14 protein-coding genes are annotated in these 15,582 nt (G+C 63.0%); 12 read left to right on the forward strand and 2 right to left on the reverse strand.

Annotated features, from left to right (window positions below; all coding sequences use genetic code 11):
• Positions 1 to 21 precede the first annotated feature (21 nt).
• The 3 genes from GSQ88_RS26315 (at position 22) to GSQ88_RS26325 (ending at position 4,501) form a co-directional block, all read left to right on the forward strand.
• Positions 22 to 2,172 carry an adenylate/guanylate cyclase domain-containing protein gene (locus GSQ88_RS26315; RefSeq protein ID WP_159010681.1) on the forward strand — a complete coding sequence of 717 codons (2,151 nt, stop codon included), beginning with the start codon at positions 22 to 24 and terminating at the stop codon, positions 2,170 to 2,172.
• 311 nt (positions 2,173 to 2,483) lie between these two features.
• Positions 2,484 to 2,888, forward strand: a complete 405-nt coding sequence (locus GSQ88_RS26320; RefSeq protein WP_159010682.1) for a VOC family protein — start codon at positions 2,484 to 2,486, stop codon at positions 2,886 to 2,888.
• A 95-nt stretch (positions 2,889 to 2,983) separates the two neighbouring features.
• Positions 2,984 to 4,501, forward strand: a complete 1,518-nt coding sequence (locus GSQ88_RS26325) for an amino acid permease (protein ID WP_159010683.1) — start codon at positions 2,984 to 2,986, stop codon at positions 4,499 to 4,501.
• On the opposite strand, the gene GSQ88_RS26330 is transcribed toward GSQ88_RS26325, so the two are convergent.
• Positions 4,471 to 5,382 (reverse strand): NAD(P)-dependent oxidoreductase, encoded by a 912-nt coding sequence (locus GSQ88_RS26330; RefSeq protein ID WP_159010684.1) that lies wholly within the window; start codon positions 5,380 to 5,382, stop codon positions 4,471 to 4,473. The two genes, GSQ88_RS26325 and GSQ88_RS26330, sit on opposite strands and share 31 nt — an antisense overlap.
• A gap of 171 nt (positions 5,383 to 5,553) precedes the next feature.
• Here GSQ88_RS26330 and GSQ88_RS26335 point away from each other — a divergent pair, with 171 nt between their 5' ends.
• From GSQ88_RS26335 to GSQ88_RS26345, 3 genes are all read left to right on the forward strand, one after another.
• Complete coding sequence (locus GSQ88_RS26335) at positions 5,554 to 6,534, forward strand: ABC transporter substrate-binding protein (protein WP_502706772.1); 981 nt, start codon at positions 5,554 to 5,556, stop codon at positions 6,532 to 6,534.
• 147 nt (positions 6,535 to 6,681) lie between these two features.
• A complete protein-coding gene (ilvD, locus tag GSQ88_RS26340) occupies positions 6,682 to 8,391 on the forward strand; it encodes a dihydroxy-acid dehydratase (protein WP_159010686.1) in 1,710 nt (569 codons plus the stop codon).
• Between the two features lie 97 nt (positions 8,392 to 8,488).
• Entirely contained in the window at positions 8,489 to 8,656 is a 168-nt protein-coding gene (locus tag GSQ88_RS26345; RefSeq protein WP_159010687.1) for a hypothetical protein, read from the forward strand.
• 174 nt (positions 8,657 to 8,830) lie between these two features.
• Here the strand turns inward: GSQ88_RS26345 and kynU are convergent, their stop codons facing one another.
• Positions 8,831 to 10,081: a kynureninase gene (gene kynU, locus GSQ88_RS26350; RefSeq protein WP_159010688.1), complete on the reverse strand. Its 1,251-nt coding sequence runs from the start codon at positions 10,079 to 10,081 to the stop codon at positions 8,831 to 8,833.
• A 274-nt stretch (positions 10,082 to 10,355) separates the two neighbouring features.
• Between kynU and kynA the strand changes: the two genes are divergently transcribed.
• The 6 genes from kynA to GSQ88_RS26380 all read left to right on the forward strand — a co-directional run bounded on the left by kynA (position 10,356) and on the right by GSQ88_RS26380 (position 15,570).
• Positions 10,356 to 11,219, forward strand: a complete 864-nt coding sequence (kynA, locus tag GSQ88_RS26355; protein WP_159010689.1) for a tryptophan 2,3-dioxygenase — start codon at positions 10,356 to 10,358, stop codon at positions 11,217 to 11,219.
• Positions 11,219 to 11,851, forward strand: coding sequence for an arylformamidase (gene kynB, locus GSQ88_RS26360; protein ID WP_159010690.1), 633 nt, complete (start codon positions 11,219 to 11,221; stop codon positions 11,849 to 11,851). The genes kynA and kynB overlap by 1 nt, the downstream gene beginning before the upstream one ends.
• A gap of 142 nt (positions 11,852 to 11,993) precedes the next feature.
• Complete coding sequence (locus GSQ88_RS26365; protein ID WP_159010691.1) at positions 11,994 to 12,839, forward strand: ABC transporter ATP-binding protein; 846 nt, start codon at positions 11,994 to 11,996, stop codon at positions 12,837 to 12,839.
• Complete coding sequence (locus GSQ88_RS26370; protein ID WP_159010692.1) at positions 12,836 to 13,621, forward strand: ABC transporter permease; 786 nt, start codon at positions 12,836 to 12,838, stop codon at positions 13,619 to 13,621. Before GSQ88_RS26365 ends, GSQ88_RS26370 begins: the two co-directional genes overlap by 4 nt.
• Entirely contained in the window at positions 13,618 to 14,385 is a 768-nt protein-coding gene (locus GSQ88_RS26375; RefSeq protein WP_159010693.1) for an ABC transporter permease, read from the forward strand. Before GSQ88_RS26370 ends, GSQ88_RS26375 begins: the two co-directional genes overlap by 4 nt.
• Positions 14,386 to 14,523: 138 nt before the next feature.
• Positions 14,524 to 15,570, forward strand: a complete 1,047-nt coding sequence (locus GSQ88_RS26380; RefSeq protein ID WP_159010694.1) for a 2,5-dihydroxypyridine 5,6-dioxygenase NicX family protein — start codon at positions 14,524 to 14,526, stop codon at positions 15,568 to 15,570.
• Positions 15,571 to 15,582: the final 12 nt, after the last annotated feature.

Genomic DNA, 15,582 nt, shown 5'->3' on the forward strand with positions numbered 1-15,582 from the left:
TCGATAAAGGCGGATGCAGCCATGGCCCGCGTCACCAGGCGAGATGCGCTCGCCATCGCTCTTGTTGCCCTGCTGTGCGGCTTCGCTTCCGTCGTCCCCCCGTTCAACCTGATCCATGGCTGGTCGATTGACGTGCTCACCGCACTGCGTTGGGAGGTGTTCGGCCCGCGGCGCGATCCTGCTTCCTCGCCCGTCGTCGTGGTCGCGATTGACGAGGAGACCTATCAGACGCCGCCCTTCAAGGGATCCCCGACCGTTACCTGGACCACGGAAGTGGGGCGGGTTCTGAGCGCGGTCGTCGATGGCGGAGCCAAGGTCGTGGGCTTCGATATCGTGTTTCCGACCTCGATCGAACAATCCGAAATTCCGTTTGGTGACGATCTGCTCGGAGCGCGGATGCGCGGCTTTGACCGGGCGTTTCTTCGATCGCTGGCCAAAGGCGGTGCCGCCGGCAAGGTAATCCTTGGCGAACAACTCGATGGCGACGGGCCTTCTCCAGGGCAACGGGCCGCGGTGGGGTACCAGAAGAATATCCGGGCCCTCAACGTCGTGACGGATCCTGACGAGGTGATCCGGAAGGTGCCGCTGATGTTTTCAGCCGACGGCAAACAAGTGCCCGCGATGGCCCTCGAACTGGCGTCACGCGCCCTCGGCGCCGAGCCGATGGTTGCCCCAGATCACAGCGTGACGTTGGCGGGCTATCGCATTCCGGGCGTGACGCCGAATACGCTGACACTGAATTTTGAAGGCGGCGGCGACGGTATTCCAACGTTCTCGTTCGCCGATCTGCGCGCCTGCGTCGAGCGCAATAATGTGGATTTCTTCCAGCGCGAATTCGCCGGCAAGATCGTGATCTTCGGCACCGTGCTCAATTCGGATGACCGAAAGCTCACCTCCAGGCGCTTTGCGAACGGGCTGGACGGAGCTCAAGCGCCGCGTTGCGCACTGCCACGCGCCGCAGCAGCCGAGGGGCAATTCAAGCGCAGCACGATCGCCGGCGTTTATGTTCACGCCACGGCCGTCGATAATCTGATCGCCCGTGACGCGGTTGTCGAACCCGGCACTTTGTCGGTGGCGATCATTGCGGTCGCTTTTGCCGTGCTGGCTTCGTTCGCAGCGCGAATGCTGGGGCCCGGTGCGGCCTTTGCGGTCTATCTCGGGCTGGTCGCGATCTGGACATCCATTGCGACATTGGTATTTACGCGTTCATTGGCATTGCCGTTGAGCGAGCCGTTTCTGGCCGGACTCGTTTCGATGATCGCGATTGTCGCCTATCGCCTCGTCGTTACGGATAGAGGAGAGCGCCTGCTTCGAAGCAGCTTCGCGCTTTATCTTGCTCCAGAGGTTATCGAGCGGATGCTGGCGTCACGGAAATTGCCGGTGCTGGGCGGCGAGACGCGCGATGTCACCGTGTTCTTTTCGGATCTGGTCGGATTTTCGTCCATCGCCGAAAAGATGACGCCGGCTGAACTGGTGGCATTCATGAACGAGTATCTCTCTGCCATGACCGACATCATCGAAGCCAACGGGGGCTATGTCGATAAATATATCGGCGACTCCATCGTTGCGATGTTCGGTGCTCCGGCCGAGGATAGCGACCATGCCAGCAATGCGGCGCGGGCGGCGCTCGGCTGCCGCGCGCGTCTTGACGAGCTTAATCGAAGTTCGGTGGCGTTCCACGGCCATGAGGTCGCGCAGCGGATGGGCCTCAATTCCGGTGCCGCCCTGGTCGGCAATATCGGCTCGCGACGGCGCTTCAATTATACCGTGATGAGCGACGCGGTGAATGTCGCGTCGCGGATCGAGGGTGCGAACAAGTTCTACGGCACCACGATTGCCGCGTCGGAGATGACGGTGGCGCTGACCGGCGCGGCATTCGCTTGGCGCGAGCTTGACGCGATCCGGGTGCAAGGGCGGTCCACGCCCGTCAAGATCTACGAACTACTTGCAGAAGCGGGACAGGAGACGCTGCGACAGGCCAAGTTGGCGGACATCTACGCACAGGGTCTTGCGCATTGGCGCAGCCGTGAATTCGAGGCCGCCGCCGACATTTTCGCGAGGGTTGCCGATGTCGACAAGCCATCGGCGATGTTTCTAGGCCGAGCCAAGGCACTGATGAGCGATCCTCCCGGTCCGGACTGGGAAGCCGTCAGCACATTGGATGCCAAATAGGCATCACGATGGGTCGCAGTTGGCGATCGTCGCTGAATCTCCGATTCATCTGTTGTGCACCGGAGACTTGTCGGCAGCGGCAGCCTTCGCTAGAACGAAGTGCCGAAAAAGACATGGCCGGATCGGTAAGCCCGGCCAATTCCTCGATGCAGGAATTCTGCCCGCCGCTCAGCGGTTGGACCCACGGCCAGACAGGTGGTTGATTTCAACCGCGCTGCTGGCGGGTCCGTGTCTATCGGTCGTATTATCCCGTCGGTATCGTTGTTGGGCCTCCCCCTGTCTGATCATTCAACCCTGACAGGAGCACTCTGATGCAACTCAAACATGCCAATCTCGTTACGCCCGACGTGGCGGCTTCCGCTGAATTCTTTCAGCGTTTCTTTGGTTTCGAAATTGTCGACAAGCGTGGCGCCGATGCGCTTGCGGTGATGCGCGACCAGGACAATTTCGTCCTGACCTTGATGAAGTCGAAGAAAAGCGATCCGGACCGCTATCCGCAGACCTTCCACGTCGGATTTTATTTCGACAGCCCTGAATTGGTGAATGCCAAGCGTGCCGAGCTGTTGGCGGCGGGCTTGTCGCCGGGCGAGGTGGATACCACAAATCGTGGCGGCGCCGTCTCTACCTTCTACTGCGTCTGCCCCGGTGGCATCACCGTCGAAGTGTGCACACCGCCGGGCTTCGTCACCGCTGGGCCTCTTGCCATCGCCGGATGATCGGCGTGATCTGGACTGCCGGGCAGGCGCTGCCCGGCAGTCCATTGGCATAGTCTGTGCAATGATACGGCGGATGTTTCTTGAAGGGCGGGCTGTTGGCACATCTCTGGGCTCGGAAATCGACGGCGGAGCTGACGTTAGAGGCGGCTCGGAGCGATGACGGCCGTGAGCTTGATGCGCCGAAGCGCGTATTGTCGGCGCTGAACCTGATCGGGCTTGGCGTCGGCGGCACCATCGGTGCCGGGATTTTTGTGCTGACGGGAACCGCGGCCGCGACCAATGCGGGTCCCGCGGTCAGCCTGTCCTTTGTGCTCGGCGCGGTCGCCAGCGCGTTGGCTGGCCTGTGCTACGCGGAGCTTTCGTCGAGCATACCGATCGGTGGCAGCGCCTACACCTATGCTTATGCGACGCTCGGCGAATTGGTTGCCTGGATCATCGGCTGGGATCTGATCCTCGAATATGCGCTCGCCGCGGTCGCGGTCGCTATCGGCTGGTCGAGCTATGTCGTCAGCGTCGCCAACGATCTGGGTGTGAGCGTCCCCGCGCGCTTCGCGTCCTCGCCCTACGCTTTCGACGCCGGCCAGCACGCCTGGTCGGCGACCGGCGCCGTGCTGAATGTTCCGGCGGTGGTCATCGTCGTGATTATCACGGCATTGCTGACGATCGGCATCCGCGAGTCCGCGCGGTTCAACGACTTCATTGTCGCCTTGAAGTTGATCGTCATCCTGCTGTTCATCGTGTGCGCGGTGCCGGCTTTCAGCACCGCGAACTGGGTCACTTCAACCAATCCCGCGGGCGCATTCATTCCGCCAAACGCCGGTCCCGGCCTGTTCGGCTGGTCGGGTGTGCTGCGCGGCGCCGCCGTGGTGTTCTTTGCCTATGTCGGGTTTGACGCGGTCTCTACCGTGGCGCAGGAAGCCAAGGTGCCGGGCCGCGACATGCCGATCGGCATCCTGGGCTCGCTGGTGATCTGCAGCGTGCTCTATGTCGCGGTCGGCTTTATCCTGACCGGGATCGTGCCGTTCGACCGATTGAACGTTCCCGATCCGATCGCGATCGGCATCGACGCTGCCGGCGTGGGCTGGCTTTCGCCGCTGGTCAAGCTCGGCATCATCCTCGGCCTGACCTCCGTCATTCTGGTGACGCTGCTCGGGCAGCCGCGGATTTTTCGCGCCATGGCGCATGACGGGTTGCTGCCGCCGGCCGCGGCAAAAATTCATCCGCGCTTCCGCACGCCTTACGTGGCCACCATCGGCACCGGTGCCGTGGTGGCCTTGCTCGCGGGGCTATTGCCGATCGAACTGGTCGGCGAACTCGTCAGCATCGGCACCCTGTTCGCATTCATGGTGGTGTCGCTCGGAACGCTGGTGCTGCGGATCAAAGAGCCGGAATTGGTTCGGCCGTTCCGGGCACCGGCGATCTGGATCGTCGGCCCGGGCGGCGCTGTGATCTCGCTATTCTTGATGTTCGGCCTGCCGGCCGATACCTGGATCAGGCTGGCAGTATGGCTTGGTATCGGCCTGGCAATCTACTTTCTCTATGGCGCGCGGCACAGCCGGATCGCCGCAAGCTGCCGCAGCGATCAACCAACCTGCGAGGCCGACAGTTTGTAGATTTCAAGCGCGTCGGCGTCGGCGCCGCGCGCGGATTTGGCCAGCCGGAACAACTGCGCCGCCAGCGCCGACATCGGCACCGGGCTCGATGTATTGCGGGCGACATCGACCACCGTGTCGAGATCCTTCAGCATCGTTGAGATGTGGCCGAGCGGCGGCGAATGAATACCCTGCGCCATGCGCGGCACGAACAGTTGCAAGGGAATCGAATCGGCAAAGCCGCCGGCCAGTGCTTCCGGCAATTTGCTGGCGTCGATCCCGGCATTGACCGCAAGCCGCGTGGCCTCGGCCAGCACCGTCATGGCGCAACCGACGATCACCTGGTTGCAGAGTTTTGTGGTCTGCCCCGCGCCGACCGGCCCCATATGCGTCAGCCGCCGCGCCATCGCCAGCACATAGGGCCTGATACGTTCGATGTCGGCGGCATCGCCGCCCGCCATCACCGCGAGCGTTCCTTCTTCGGCGCCCTTGCTGCCGCCCGAGACCGGTGCGTCGATCCATCCCATGCCATTGGCCTCTCTCAGCCGCGCCGCGATGGTGCGCGCCGCGTCCGGGTGGATCGAGGAAAAGTCGACCACGAGCTTGCCGTGGCCGGCGACCGTGGCGAGGCCATCTTGGCCGAACACCACCTCTTCGACGGCGGCAGCATCCGTCAGGCACATGAAGATCAGTTCGGCGGCTTCGGCGACCTCGCGCGGCCGGCTTGCGAGCTTTGCGCCGGCGTCCACCAGCGCCGCGGCCTTGCCGGCGGAGCGGTTCCAGATCGTGACGTCGTGGCCGGCGTTGACTAGACGCCGCGTCATCGGAAATCCCATCATCCCGAGCCCGAGATAGCCGAGCTTTTCCATTCGCCCTTGATCTGATCCGGCAGCCCCAGCCATGTCGCGTTCTCCCTCGTTGCCGCCGAAAATCCATTCCGGCAGGCCCGCTCTAGCATAGATCGGGTCGCGGCCGGAATGTGCCCGCCGGAAGCTACTTTCGGTGGCTTGCCTCATCATTTGAACCATGAAAGGTTTGCCGGCGGGTGTGGTCTGAAGTGGAGTTGGGGCATGATGCGGTTATCTCACAAGTGGATTTTGGCGGCGGCGATGTCGGCCGGCGTTCTGGCTGGCGTCGGCGCGTCGCATGCCCAGCAGACCATCCGCGTCGGCTGGACCATTCCGGCTGAAGAGTCGAAATACTGGATGATGCGCCGGCCGGCCGAATTTCCCGATATCGGCAAGACCTACAATATCGAATGGACCCAGTTTCAGGGCACCGCGCCAATGACGCAGGCACTCGCTGCCGGCGCGCTGGATTGCGCGACGCAGGCGCCGTTGTCGTTGGCGAACGGTGTGGTCGGCGGCAATCTGAAGGCCTATATCGTCGCCCAGCACGTGTTCGAGAAGCCCGGCGGCTTTTCGGTCTATTGGGCGGTGAAGGACGATTCGCCGATCAAGACCATTGCCGATCTCAAGGGCAAGACCATCGGCATTTCGGTGATCGGCGGCGGCACCCAGGGGCCGCTCAACATGCTGCTGAAGCAAAATGGCGTCGATCCGGCCAAGGACATCAAGCTGGTCGAGGTCGGTTTTGCGGTCTCCGAAGACGCGCTGCGTCAGGGCCGCGTCGATGCCGTCAACATGAACCAGCCGTTCGCCGCGCGCGCCGAAGCCAAGGGCGGCACGCGAAAGCTGTTTTCGCTGTCGCAGGCGATGCCGAACATCGTCCACATTCTCGAAGCCTGCCGCGCCGAGTTCGTCGACAAGAATCCGGAGCTGGTCAAGGCTTACGTGCGCGACATCACCACCGGCATGAAAAAGGCGCTGGCCGATCGCGACGAGACGCTCAAGGTGGTCTCCGAGGTGCTGAAGGCGCCGATCCCGGTGCTCGACACTTATTTGCTGAAGGATAACGACTTCGGCCGCGATCCCGGTGCGGCGCCGAATTTTCCGGCGATCCAGAAAATGCTCGACATCTATACCGAAGCCGGGATGCTGCCGAAGATGGACGTCGCGCAGTTCAAGGGCCCGGTCACCGCGCCGATCCAGTAGAAAAAACTGCGTCGTCCCGGCGAATGCCGGGACCCATACGCCGTGTCGCTTCGTTTCGGCGTTGTGGCTAAGGCCTTTTGCACCAACCAGCGCCAGGGGTTATGGGTCCCGGATCAAGTCCGGGACGACCTCAGGGGACGACAACCGATGACATCATCCAACAAAAAATGGCGCTCGCGCGTCACCACCGACGGGCTCGATCGGGCGCCGCACCGGGCGTTCATGCGGGCGATGGGGCTTGACGACGAAGCGATCGCCAAGCCGATGATCGGCGTCGTCAGCATGAAGGGCGAACAGACACCCTGCAACATGACCCATGATTTCCAGGTCGCTGCCGCCAAAGAGGGGATCGCGGAGGCCGGCGGCACGCCGCGCGAGTTCTCCACGATTTCGGTGTCCGACGGCATCAGCATGAATCATGAGGGCATGAAGTTCTCACTGCTGTCGCGCGAGTTGATCGCGGATTCGATCGAGGCCGTGGTTCACGGCCTTGCCTATGATGCGCTGATCGGATTTGGCGGTTGCGACAAGACGCTGCCCGGCGTGATGATGGGCATGATCCGCTGCAACGTGCCGTCGATTTTCATCTATGGCGGCAGCGCGTTGCCGGGCAGGTTTGAGGGCAAAACCCTGACCGTACTGGATTCCTATGAGGCGGTCGGCAGCTTCATGACCGGCGAGATCGATCAGGCGACGCTGGCCGGCATCGAGCGGGCGTGTCTTCCGACCATCGGCGCCTGCGCCGGGCAGTTCACTGCCAACACCATGGGCATGGTCTCCGAGGCGATGGGGCTGACGATCCCCAACGTCTCGATGATTCCCGGCGTCTATATCGAGCGCGCACAAGCCGCGCGCAAGGCTGGGCGGCTGGTGATGGAAATGCTGGAGCGGGGCGGGCCGTTGCCGCGCGAGATCGTCACCCGTCGATCCCTCGAAAACGGCGCGGCGATCGTCGCCGCCACCGGCGGCTCGACCAATGCCGCGCTGCATCTGCCGGCGATGGCCAACGAAGCCGGCATCGCCTTCACCATCGACGACGTCGGCGAGGTGTTCGCGCGGACGCCGCTGATCGGCAATCTGCGCCCGGGTGGCAAATACACCGCCAAGGATGTCTATGACATCGGCGGTACCGCAGTGGTGATCCGTGCGCTGGTCGAAAGCGGCCACATCGACGGAAGTTGCCTGACGATTACTGGCAAAACCATCGCAGAAGAATATGGCAGCGCCAACGCGCCCGACGGCGAGGTCATCTATCGTACGTCAAAGCCGATCATGCCGGACGGCGGTGTCGCGGTTCTCAAGGGCAATCTGTGTCCCGACGGTGCAGTGATCAAGGTCGCGGGTCTCAAGAAACTGGTGTTCGAAGGCACCGCGCGCGTGTTCGAGGATGAGGAGCATTGCGTCGACGCGGTGCGTAATCGCAGATATAGCGAGGGTGACGTTCTCATCATTCGCAACGAAGGCCCGGTGGGCGGACCCGGCATGCGCGAGATGCTCGGTGTCACCGCATTGATTTACGGGCAGGGCATGGGCGAGAAGGTCGCGCTGATCACCGACGGACGGTTTTCCGGCGCCACCCGCGGCATGTGCATCGGCTATGTCTCACCGGAAGCATTCGTCGGCGGTCCGCTGGCGCTGGTGCGCGAGGGCGATCGCATCCGTATAGATGCCGGCGCGCGCCGCATGGATGTGCTGATCGACGAGGCGGAACTTTCCGCGCGGCGACAGGCATGGAAACCGCGGCCGCCGCGGCATCGCGCAGGGGCGCTAGCCAAATACGCGCGGTTGGTCGGCCAGGCGCCCGGTGGCGCCGTGACGCATGACGGCGCAGCCGAGTGGCCGTGGTTTGATCAGTAGTCAAGAGTGGATGCCACCTTGACCATGAAAAAAATGTAACGCAAAAAGCGTTCGGGCAGGCCGTATCATGGGCGGGTTCCTCTGAAGGAGATCACCGATGCGCAAATGGCTCAAACATGCTGACAGCGATGACGTCACGATGGTGGTGTCGGGCTTTGTCGCGGTCGCAGCGTTTTGTGCGTTTGTATTGATCTGGTTTGTCGAAGCCCCGGCGCCGGAATGCGGAAGAAATTGCGCAACGGATTTCTCGTCGGTTAATCGCTAGAGCCGAGTCCCTTCTTGAACAGTTCCCTCCTTAACTCAGAGGCCATGAAGCTATCTGAGACGTCATCCTGAGGTGCGAGCCTCTTGGCGAGCCTCGAAGGATGGTTGCGCGCACTGAGCTGAACACCATCCTTCGAGGCGCGCAAGAGCGCGCACCTCAGGATGACGTCTGCTCTCAGGTGACCGCCAGTTTGCGGTCGTAGCGGGGATCGCGCCAAACCTTGGTTCGGATGCATTCGGCGAGGATTTCGACGGCATCCCAGACGTCCGCATGGCGGATATAGAGCGGGGCAAAGCCGAAGCGCATGATGTCGGGCGCGCGGAAATCGCCGATCACGCCGCGTTCGATCATGGCCTGCACCACCGCATAGCCCTTGTCGAAGGCGATCGATACCTGGCTGCCGCGCAGCGCCGCCTGGCGCGGGGTTACGATCTTAAGTTCCGGTAGCAGCGCGGTGACGCGCGCGATGAACAGTTCGGTGAGCGCGAGGCTCTTTTGCCTCAGCGCGGCCAGCTCTACCCCGTTTAGCGCATCGAGCGCCACATCGATACCGCGCAGCGAGATGATCGGCGGGGTGCCGCACAGGAAGCGCTTGATCCCGGCATCGGGGTGGAAATCGCGTTCGAACGCAAACGGCGCGGCATGTCCCCACCAGCCCGAAAGCGGATGGGTCGCGGCGGCCTGATGAGCCTTGGCGACCGCGATGAAGGCGGGCGATCCCGGACCTCCGTTGAGATATTTGTAGGTGCATCCGACCATGAAATCGACCGCATGCCGGTCGAACGCGAGTTCGACCACGCCGGCGGAATGGCACACGTCCCATATCACCAGCGCACCCGCGTCGTGGACCTTCCGGGTGATTGTCGCCATGTCGAGCAGCGCGCCGCTGCGATAATCGACATGCGACAGCACGACGACGGCTGTGCGTTGATCCAGCAGCGCATCGAGCGACGCGCCGTCCGCGCCGATCAATCGCCGCTGCATCGGACGTCCCGCGGACTTCGTCGCGCCTTCGATGATGTAGAGATCGGTGGGGAAGGAGCCTGCTTCGGCGATCACCACGTCGCGCTCGGGCCGCAGTCCCATCGCGGCATGAAGCGCCTTGAACAGGTTGATCGACGTGGTGTCGCTGACCACCGCCTGGCCGGGGCCCGCGCCCAACAGCGCGCCGATGCGGTCGCCGAGCCGGACCGGCATATCGAACCAGCCAGCGGAATTCCAGCTTCCGATCAGGTCGCGACCCCATTCCTGCGCGATGGTGCGATGGAGGATCTCGGTCGCGGCGCGCGGCATTGGGCCGAGCGAATTTCCGTCGAGATAGATCAGGCGATCGGGAATCACAAAACGATCGCGGAAGGCGCCAAGGGGATCGCTGAGGTCGCGCGCCACGCAGGCCTCGCGTGTATCGGGCGATGGGGACGGCATCTTGAACACCCCGCGGTCGAGAGAACGGCAGCGCGCCCGATCATGGTTGCGCGTTGCCCTCAGCAAATCCCGATTGACAGCAAAAGTCTATCATTTTAGGCTTAAAGTAATCCGCCAATCTTTCTGCCGGGGTTTGGCGGCCATCGACAGGGTACACGCGATAGCAGGTACACTGGAGTACTCTGAATAGACACGTCGCGTTCGGTTTTACCGCAACGAGGATGAGGCCCATGCGCATGCCCAGGCATTTTGACGAGCTGCACGAATCCTGGAAATGACCGATCATCGCGCCGACCCGTCACAGGACGCATCGGGCGCGAAAGCTGGCGCGACAACTGACGCAAGAGCTGACGTCACTATGTCCTATTCGGACTATCTCCAGCTCGACAAGATTCTGAACGCCCAGCATTTGCTCTCGGCGGCCCACGACGAGACGCTGTTCATCATCCAGCACCAGACCTCCGAACTCTGGATGAAGCTTGCGATCCACGAGTTGAACGCGACCTGCCGGTTGATCGCGGCGGACGATCTGCAACCCGCTTTCAAGACCCTGGCGCGGGTATCCCGCATCCTGGAGCAGCTCAATTCGGCCTGGGACGTGCTTCGCACCATGACGCCGAGCGAATACACCCAGTTTCGCGATGCGCTTGGGCAATCGTCCGGCTTGCAATCCTGGCAGTACCGGATGATCGAGTTTCTGGTCGGCAACAAGAACGCGGCGGTGCTGCGTTTTCACGAGCACGACAAACCCGTGTTCGAGCGGCTCGAAGCCGCGCGCCGCGCGCCCAGTCTCTACGATCTCACGATACAATTGCTGGCCCGCCGTGGCCTGCTGATCGATCAAGCGGTGCTGGAACGCGACGTGTCGCTGCCGCATGCCGACGATGACAGCGTCAGCGCCGCCTGGCTCTCGGTCTATCGCGAGCCCTCCCGTTTCTGGGAATTGTACGAGCTTGCCGAAAAGCTGGTCGATCTGGAAGATTACTTCCGCCGCTGGCGTTTCAACCACGTCACCACGGTGGAGCGGGTCATCGGCTTCAAGCGCGGCACCGGCGGCACGGGTGGCGTTTCTTACCTGCGAAAGATGCTGGACGTGGTGCTGTTTCCAGAGCTCTGGCGCTTAAGGACCGAACTCTGATGGAGCTGATCGACATCTCGCCGCCGCTTCGCGTCGGCATGGGGGTATTCCCGGGCGATACGGCCTACCAGGTGTCGCAGACTTTTGTCATCGGCCCGGGATGCCCGGTCAATGTCGGCAGCATCGCGATGTCGACCCATTGCGGCGCGCACGCCGACGCTCCGCTGCATTACGATGCGCAGGGCGCCAGCGTCGATCAGCTCGAACTCGGTGACTTCATTGGGCCGGCCCGGGTGATCGACGCCCGCGGTGCCGGCGCGCTCTGTCAATTTGAAGAGATCGCGTCCGCGCTCGACGGCGCGCCGCCGCGGCTGTTGTTCCGGCTGATGGACCGGCTCGATCCCATGCTGTGGCCAACCGGCTTCCGTGCGCTGGCCGCGGAAGCCATCGAGCAGTTGGCGGCGCGCGGCACGCGCCTGATCGGCGTCGATGTCCCCTCGGTCGATCCGGAGACCTCGAAGGAGCTGCCGTCGCACATGGCCTGCAACCGCCACGACATACGCATTGTCGAGAATCTCATGCTCGCCGATGTCGCGCCCGGCGATTATGAATTGATCGCGCTGCCGCTGAAGCTGCAGGGCCTGGACGCCGCGCCGGTGCGTGCGGTGCTGCGGCGGCCGTCCAAGCCATGAGCATCGCGATGAAACATCGCCTTGAAACCTACGCGATGAAACATCGCCCTGCCGCGCCGGATTCCGCTATGCTGGAACGGACCGGACAAGGTCGGGGCAGCGTCGCCGGCTGGCGGGGCCGAAGTCGGAGAGAACAGCGGGGATGAAGGCTTTGTCATTGCGGTCGGAAGTTCAGGCGCAATCCGTAACCGCAGGCGCACAGGCGGCCGCGATGATCGAGATATCAGGGGTTTCGCAGGTTTTCCAGACCTCGGGACGTCAAAGCCATCTGGCGTTGTCGAACATATCCCTGACCATCCAGGATGGCGCCTTCGTTTCGATCCTGGGTCCCTCGGGCTGCGGAAAATCGACGCTGCTCTATATCGTCGGCGGCTTTGTCGCCCCAAGCCAGGGCACAACCCGGGTAAAGGGCAAGGCGATCACCGGGCCCGGCCCGGATCGCGGGCCGGTGTTTCAGGAGTTCGCGCTGTTTCCCTGGAAGAGCGTGCTCGGCAACGTGATGTATGGACCGCGTCAGCAGGGCGTCAGCTCGGCGGAAGCGGAGGCGCAAAGCCGCCAGCTGATCGAAATGGTCGGCCTCAAAGGGTTCGAACATTTCTATCCCAAGGAATTGTCCGGCGGCATGAAGCAACGCGTCGCGCTGGCGCGCACGCTGGCCTATCATCCCGCGGTGCTGTTGATGGACGAGCCGTTCGGCGCGCTCGATGCGCATACCAGGACGCGGCTGCAGAACGACCTGCTCAATATCTGGGAGCGCGATCGCAAGACGGTCTTGTTCGTCACCCACTCGGTCGAGGAGGCGGTGTTCCTGTCCGACAAGGTCGTGGTGATGACGCGCTCGCCCGGCCGCATCAAGCGTATCATCGATATCGATCTGCCGCGGCCGCGCCGCCGCGCCGAGCTGTTGCTCGACCCGCATTATCAGAAATACGTCGTCGATATCGAAGGCATGATCGACGATACCAGTGAAGACGAGCTGCACCCATGATGTCATGGCGTACGCTGGTCTCGCGTCTGGCGCCGCTGCTCGCCTGCCTTGGGCTGCTCGGAATCTGGCAGATCGGGGCGCTGATCCTCGACACCGACAGTTTTCCGACCGCGATCGATGCGCTTCGCGCGGTGCCTTCCATCCTTACCGACAAGGAATCGCTGATCAATATCCTGGCGTCGCTGCGCCGCATGGCGATCGGCTTTGGCGTCGGCGTTGGCCTCTCGATCCCGCTCGGATTGATGATGGGCCGCAGCCGGGCGGTGGCTTCGTTCTTCAATCCGCTGTTGATGATCACCTACCCGGTGCCGAAGGCGGCGCTGATGCCGATCATCATGCTGTGGCTCGGGGTCGGTGATCTCGCGAAAACGCTGGTGATCTTTCTCGGCGTCAGCCTGCCGGTGGTGTTTCACAGTTTTCAGGGCGCCAGGGCCGTCGAGGAAAAGATGCTGTGGTCGGGTGCTGCGATGGGCCTCTCGGCGGGGCAGCGGATGCTTCGCATCGTGCTGCCGTCGGCGCTGCCGGAAATCCTGATCGGCTGCCGCACGGGTCTCGTGCTGGCGCTGATCACCATGATCACGAGCGAGATGATCGCGCGTCAATCCGGCGCCGGAAACATTCTGTTCAATGCGCTGGACATGGGACAATACGATACGGTGTTTGCGATGATCATCATCGTCGGCGCGATGGGGATCGGCCTCGACGCCGCGTTCGAGCAATTGCGCAAACGGCTCGTGAGATGGTCCGAGCCGCGGTTCGATTTGCCGCTGAGCTTCTCATGAAGGGGCGCGTGCTGACATCGGATGTCCTGCTCGGCATCGCGCCGATCGCGCTGATGATCGCGGTTTGGCAGGCGCTGATTTCGTTCGGCTATGCGCCGGCGACCTTGCTGCCGCCGCCCGGGCAGGTCTTCATGCGTCTGGTCCGGCAACTCGGCAACAACGAATATCAGCAGGACATCGCGGCCACGCTGTTTCGGCTGTTCGCGGGCTTTGCGATCGCGGTGGTTCTCGGTGTCGGCATCGGCCTCGCGGCGGCGGCGAGCCCGGCGGTCAACGCCGTGGTCCGCCCGATCGTGCGGGTACTGGCCCCGCTGCCCAAGGTCGCGCTGTATCCGGCGCTGTTGCTGCTGCTCGGCTTCGGCCATGAATCGAAGATTACGCTGGTGGTCGCCGACGCGCTGTTCCCGATCCTGTTGTCGACCTATTACGGGGCCTCGATGGTGGAGCAGAAATTGATCTGGTCGGCGATGGCGGCGGGGACGCCGCCGCGCCAAATTCTGTTCAAGGTGGTGCTGCCGGCCGCGATGCCGTCGGTGCTCACCGGCTGCCGCATTGGCCTGGTGATTTCGTGCATCGTGGTATTTCTGGCCGAAATGATCACCTCGACCGATGGTCTCGGCCATGTGCTGGTGACGGCGGCGAGAACGTTTCGCGCGGTCGACATGTTCGTTCCCCTGATCACGATTTCGCTGTTGGGGCTGATCCTCAACGGCCTGCTGCAATGGTTACGGTCTTATCTGTTGCGCGGCTTTCCTGAAGTTTGAGGTATTGGTATTTGTCATGGCCGGGCTTGACCCGGCCATCCACGTCTTCTCTGCTGCTGGTCTGCAAAGACGTGGATGCCCGGGACGAGCCCGGGCATGACGACGTCATGATGAAACGTCGCTAGTGGAGTGAGAAGCATGCTGTCCGATCGCATCGAGGCAAAATGGATTGACGCGTTCTGCGAGATTTTTGAGCGCTGCGCGGTCAAGCCGGGCGACACCGCGGCTATTCTCTCGGAGACCCAGTCGCGCGCGCTCAACGTCCACCTCGCCGAGCTCGCTTTGTTGCGCATGGGTGCGCGGCCGTTTCATGTCGTGGTGCCGACGCCGCGCAATCGGCAGATCGTGCCGATCCGCTCCACCGGCGCCAGCGAGGCGATCGCGCGGCTCGGGCCGGTCGTCACCGCCTTGCAGCAGGCCGGCTTTGTGGTCGATTGCACCATCGAAGGCCTGATGCATGCGGTGGAGACGCCGGAAATCCTCAAAGCCGGCGCGCGCATCCTGGTGATATCGAATGAACACCCGGAGGCGCTGGAGCGCATGGTGCCCGATACCGCGCTCGAAAAGCGCGTGCGCGCCGCGGCCAAGATGCTGCGCGGGACCAAGCGGATGCGCGTGACCTCCAAAGCCGGCAGCGATCTCGACGTCGATATGGTCGGGGCTTCCACCGTCGGCGTCTGGGGCTGGACCGACAAACCGGGCACCTTGGCGCATTGGCCCGGCGGCATCGTCGTCAGCTTCCCCAAGAGCGGCACCGTCAACGGCACCCTGGTGATGGCGGCCGGCGACATCAACCTGACCTTCAAGCGCTATCTGACGTCACCGATCCGGATGACGCTGAAGGATGACTATGTCACCGACCTCCAGGGCGAAGGCGCCGACGCCACGATGATGCGGGCCTACCTCGCGGCGTGGGGCGACCGCGAAGCCTATGCGGTGTCGCATGTCGGCTTCGGGATGAACCCCGCGGCGCGCTATGAGGCGCTTTCGATGTACGATCAGCGCGACACCAACGGCACCGAATTGCGCGCGGTCGCCGGCAACTTCCTGTTCTCCACCGGCGCCAACGAATTCGCCGGCCGCTACACCGCCGGCCATTTCGACCTGCCGATGATGGGGACGACGATCGAACTGGACGGCACAGCGGTGATCCGTGACGGCGTGCTGCAGGACGTGTTTGGGTAGGGCCTCGACACA

This window comes from Bradyrhizobium sp. S69 (assembly GCF_009766005.1).
Classification (GTDB): Bacteria; Pseudomonadota; Alphaproteobacteria; order Rhizobiales; family Xanthobacteraceae; genus Bradyrhizobium.

Bases quoted from the DNA above. Each gene is read 5' to 3' on its own strand.
- GSQ88_RS26315 (WP_159010681.1), top strand. From the start codon at position 22: ATGGCCCGCGTCACCAGGCGAGATGCGCTCGCCATCGCTCTTGTTGCC.
- GSQ88_RS26320 (WP_159010682.1), top strand. From the start codon at position 2,484: ATGCAACTCAAACATGCCAATCTCGTTACGCCCGACGTGGCGGCTTCC.
- GSQ88_RS26330 (WP_159010684.1), bottom strand. From the start codon at position 5,382: ATGGCTGGGGCTGCCGGATCAGATCAAGGGCGAATGGAAAAGCTCGGC.
- GSQ88_RS26335 (WP_502706772.1), top strand. From the start codon at position 5,554: ATGCGGTTATCTCACAAGTGGATTTTGGCGGCGGCGATGTCGGCCGGC.
- ilvD (WP_159010686.1), top strand. From the start codon at position 6,682: ATGACATCATCCAACAAAAAATGGCGCTCGCGCGTCACCACCGACGGG.
- GSQ88_RS26345 (WP_159010687.1), top strand. From the start codon at position 8,489: ATGCGCAAATGGCTCAAACATGCTGACAGCGATGACGTCACGATGGTG.
- kynU (WP_159010688.1), bottom strand. From the start codon at position 10,081: ATGCCGTCCCCATCGCCCGATACACGCGAGGCCTGCGTGGCGCGCGAC.
- kynA (WP_159010689.1), top strand. From the start codon at position 10,356: ATGACCGATCATCGCGCCGACCCGTCACAGGACGCATCGGGCGCGAAA.
- kynB (WP_159010690.1), top strand. From the start codon at position 11,219: ATGGAGCTGATCGACATCTCGCCGCCGCTTCGCGTCGGCATGGGGGTA.
- GSQ88_RS26365 (WP_159010691.1), top strand. From the start codon at position 11,994: ATGAAGGCTTTGTCATTGCGGTCGGAAGTTCAGGCGCAATCCGTAACC.
- GSQ88_RS26370 (WP_159010692.1), top strand. From the start codon at position 12,836: ATGATGTCATGGCGTACGCTGGTCTCGCGTCTGGCGCCGCTGCTCGCC.
- GSQ88_RS26375 (WP_159010693.1), top strand. From the start codon at position 13,618: ATGAAGGGGCGCGTGCTGACATCGGATGTCCTGCTCGGCATCGCGCCG.
- GSQ88_RS26380 (WP_159010694.1), top strand. From the start codon at position 14,524: ATGCTGTCCGATCGCATCGAGGCAAAATGGATTGACGCGTTCTGCGAG.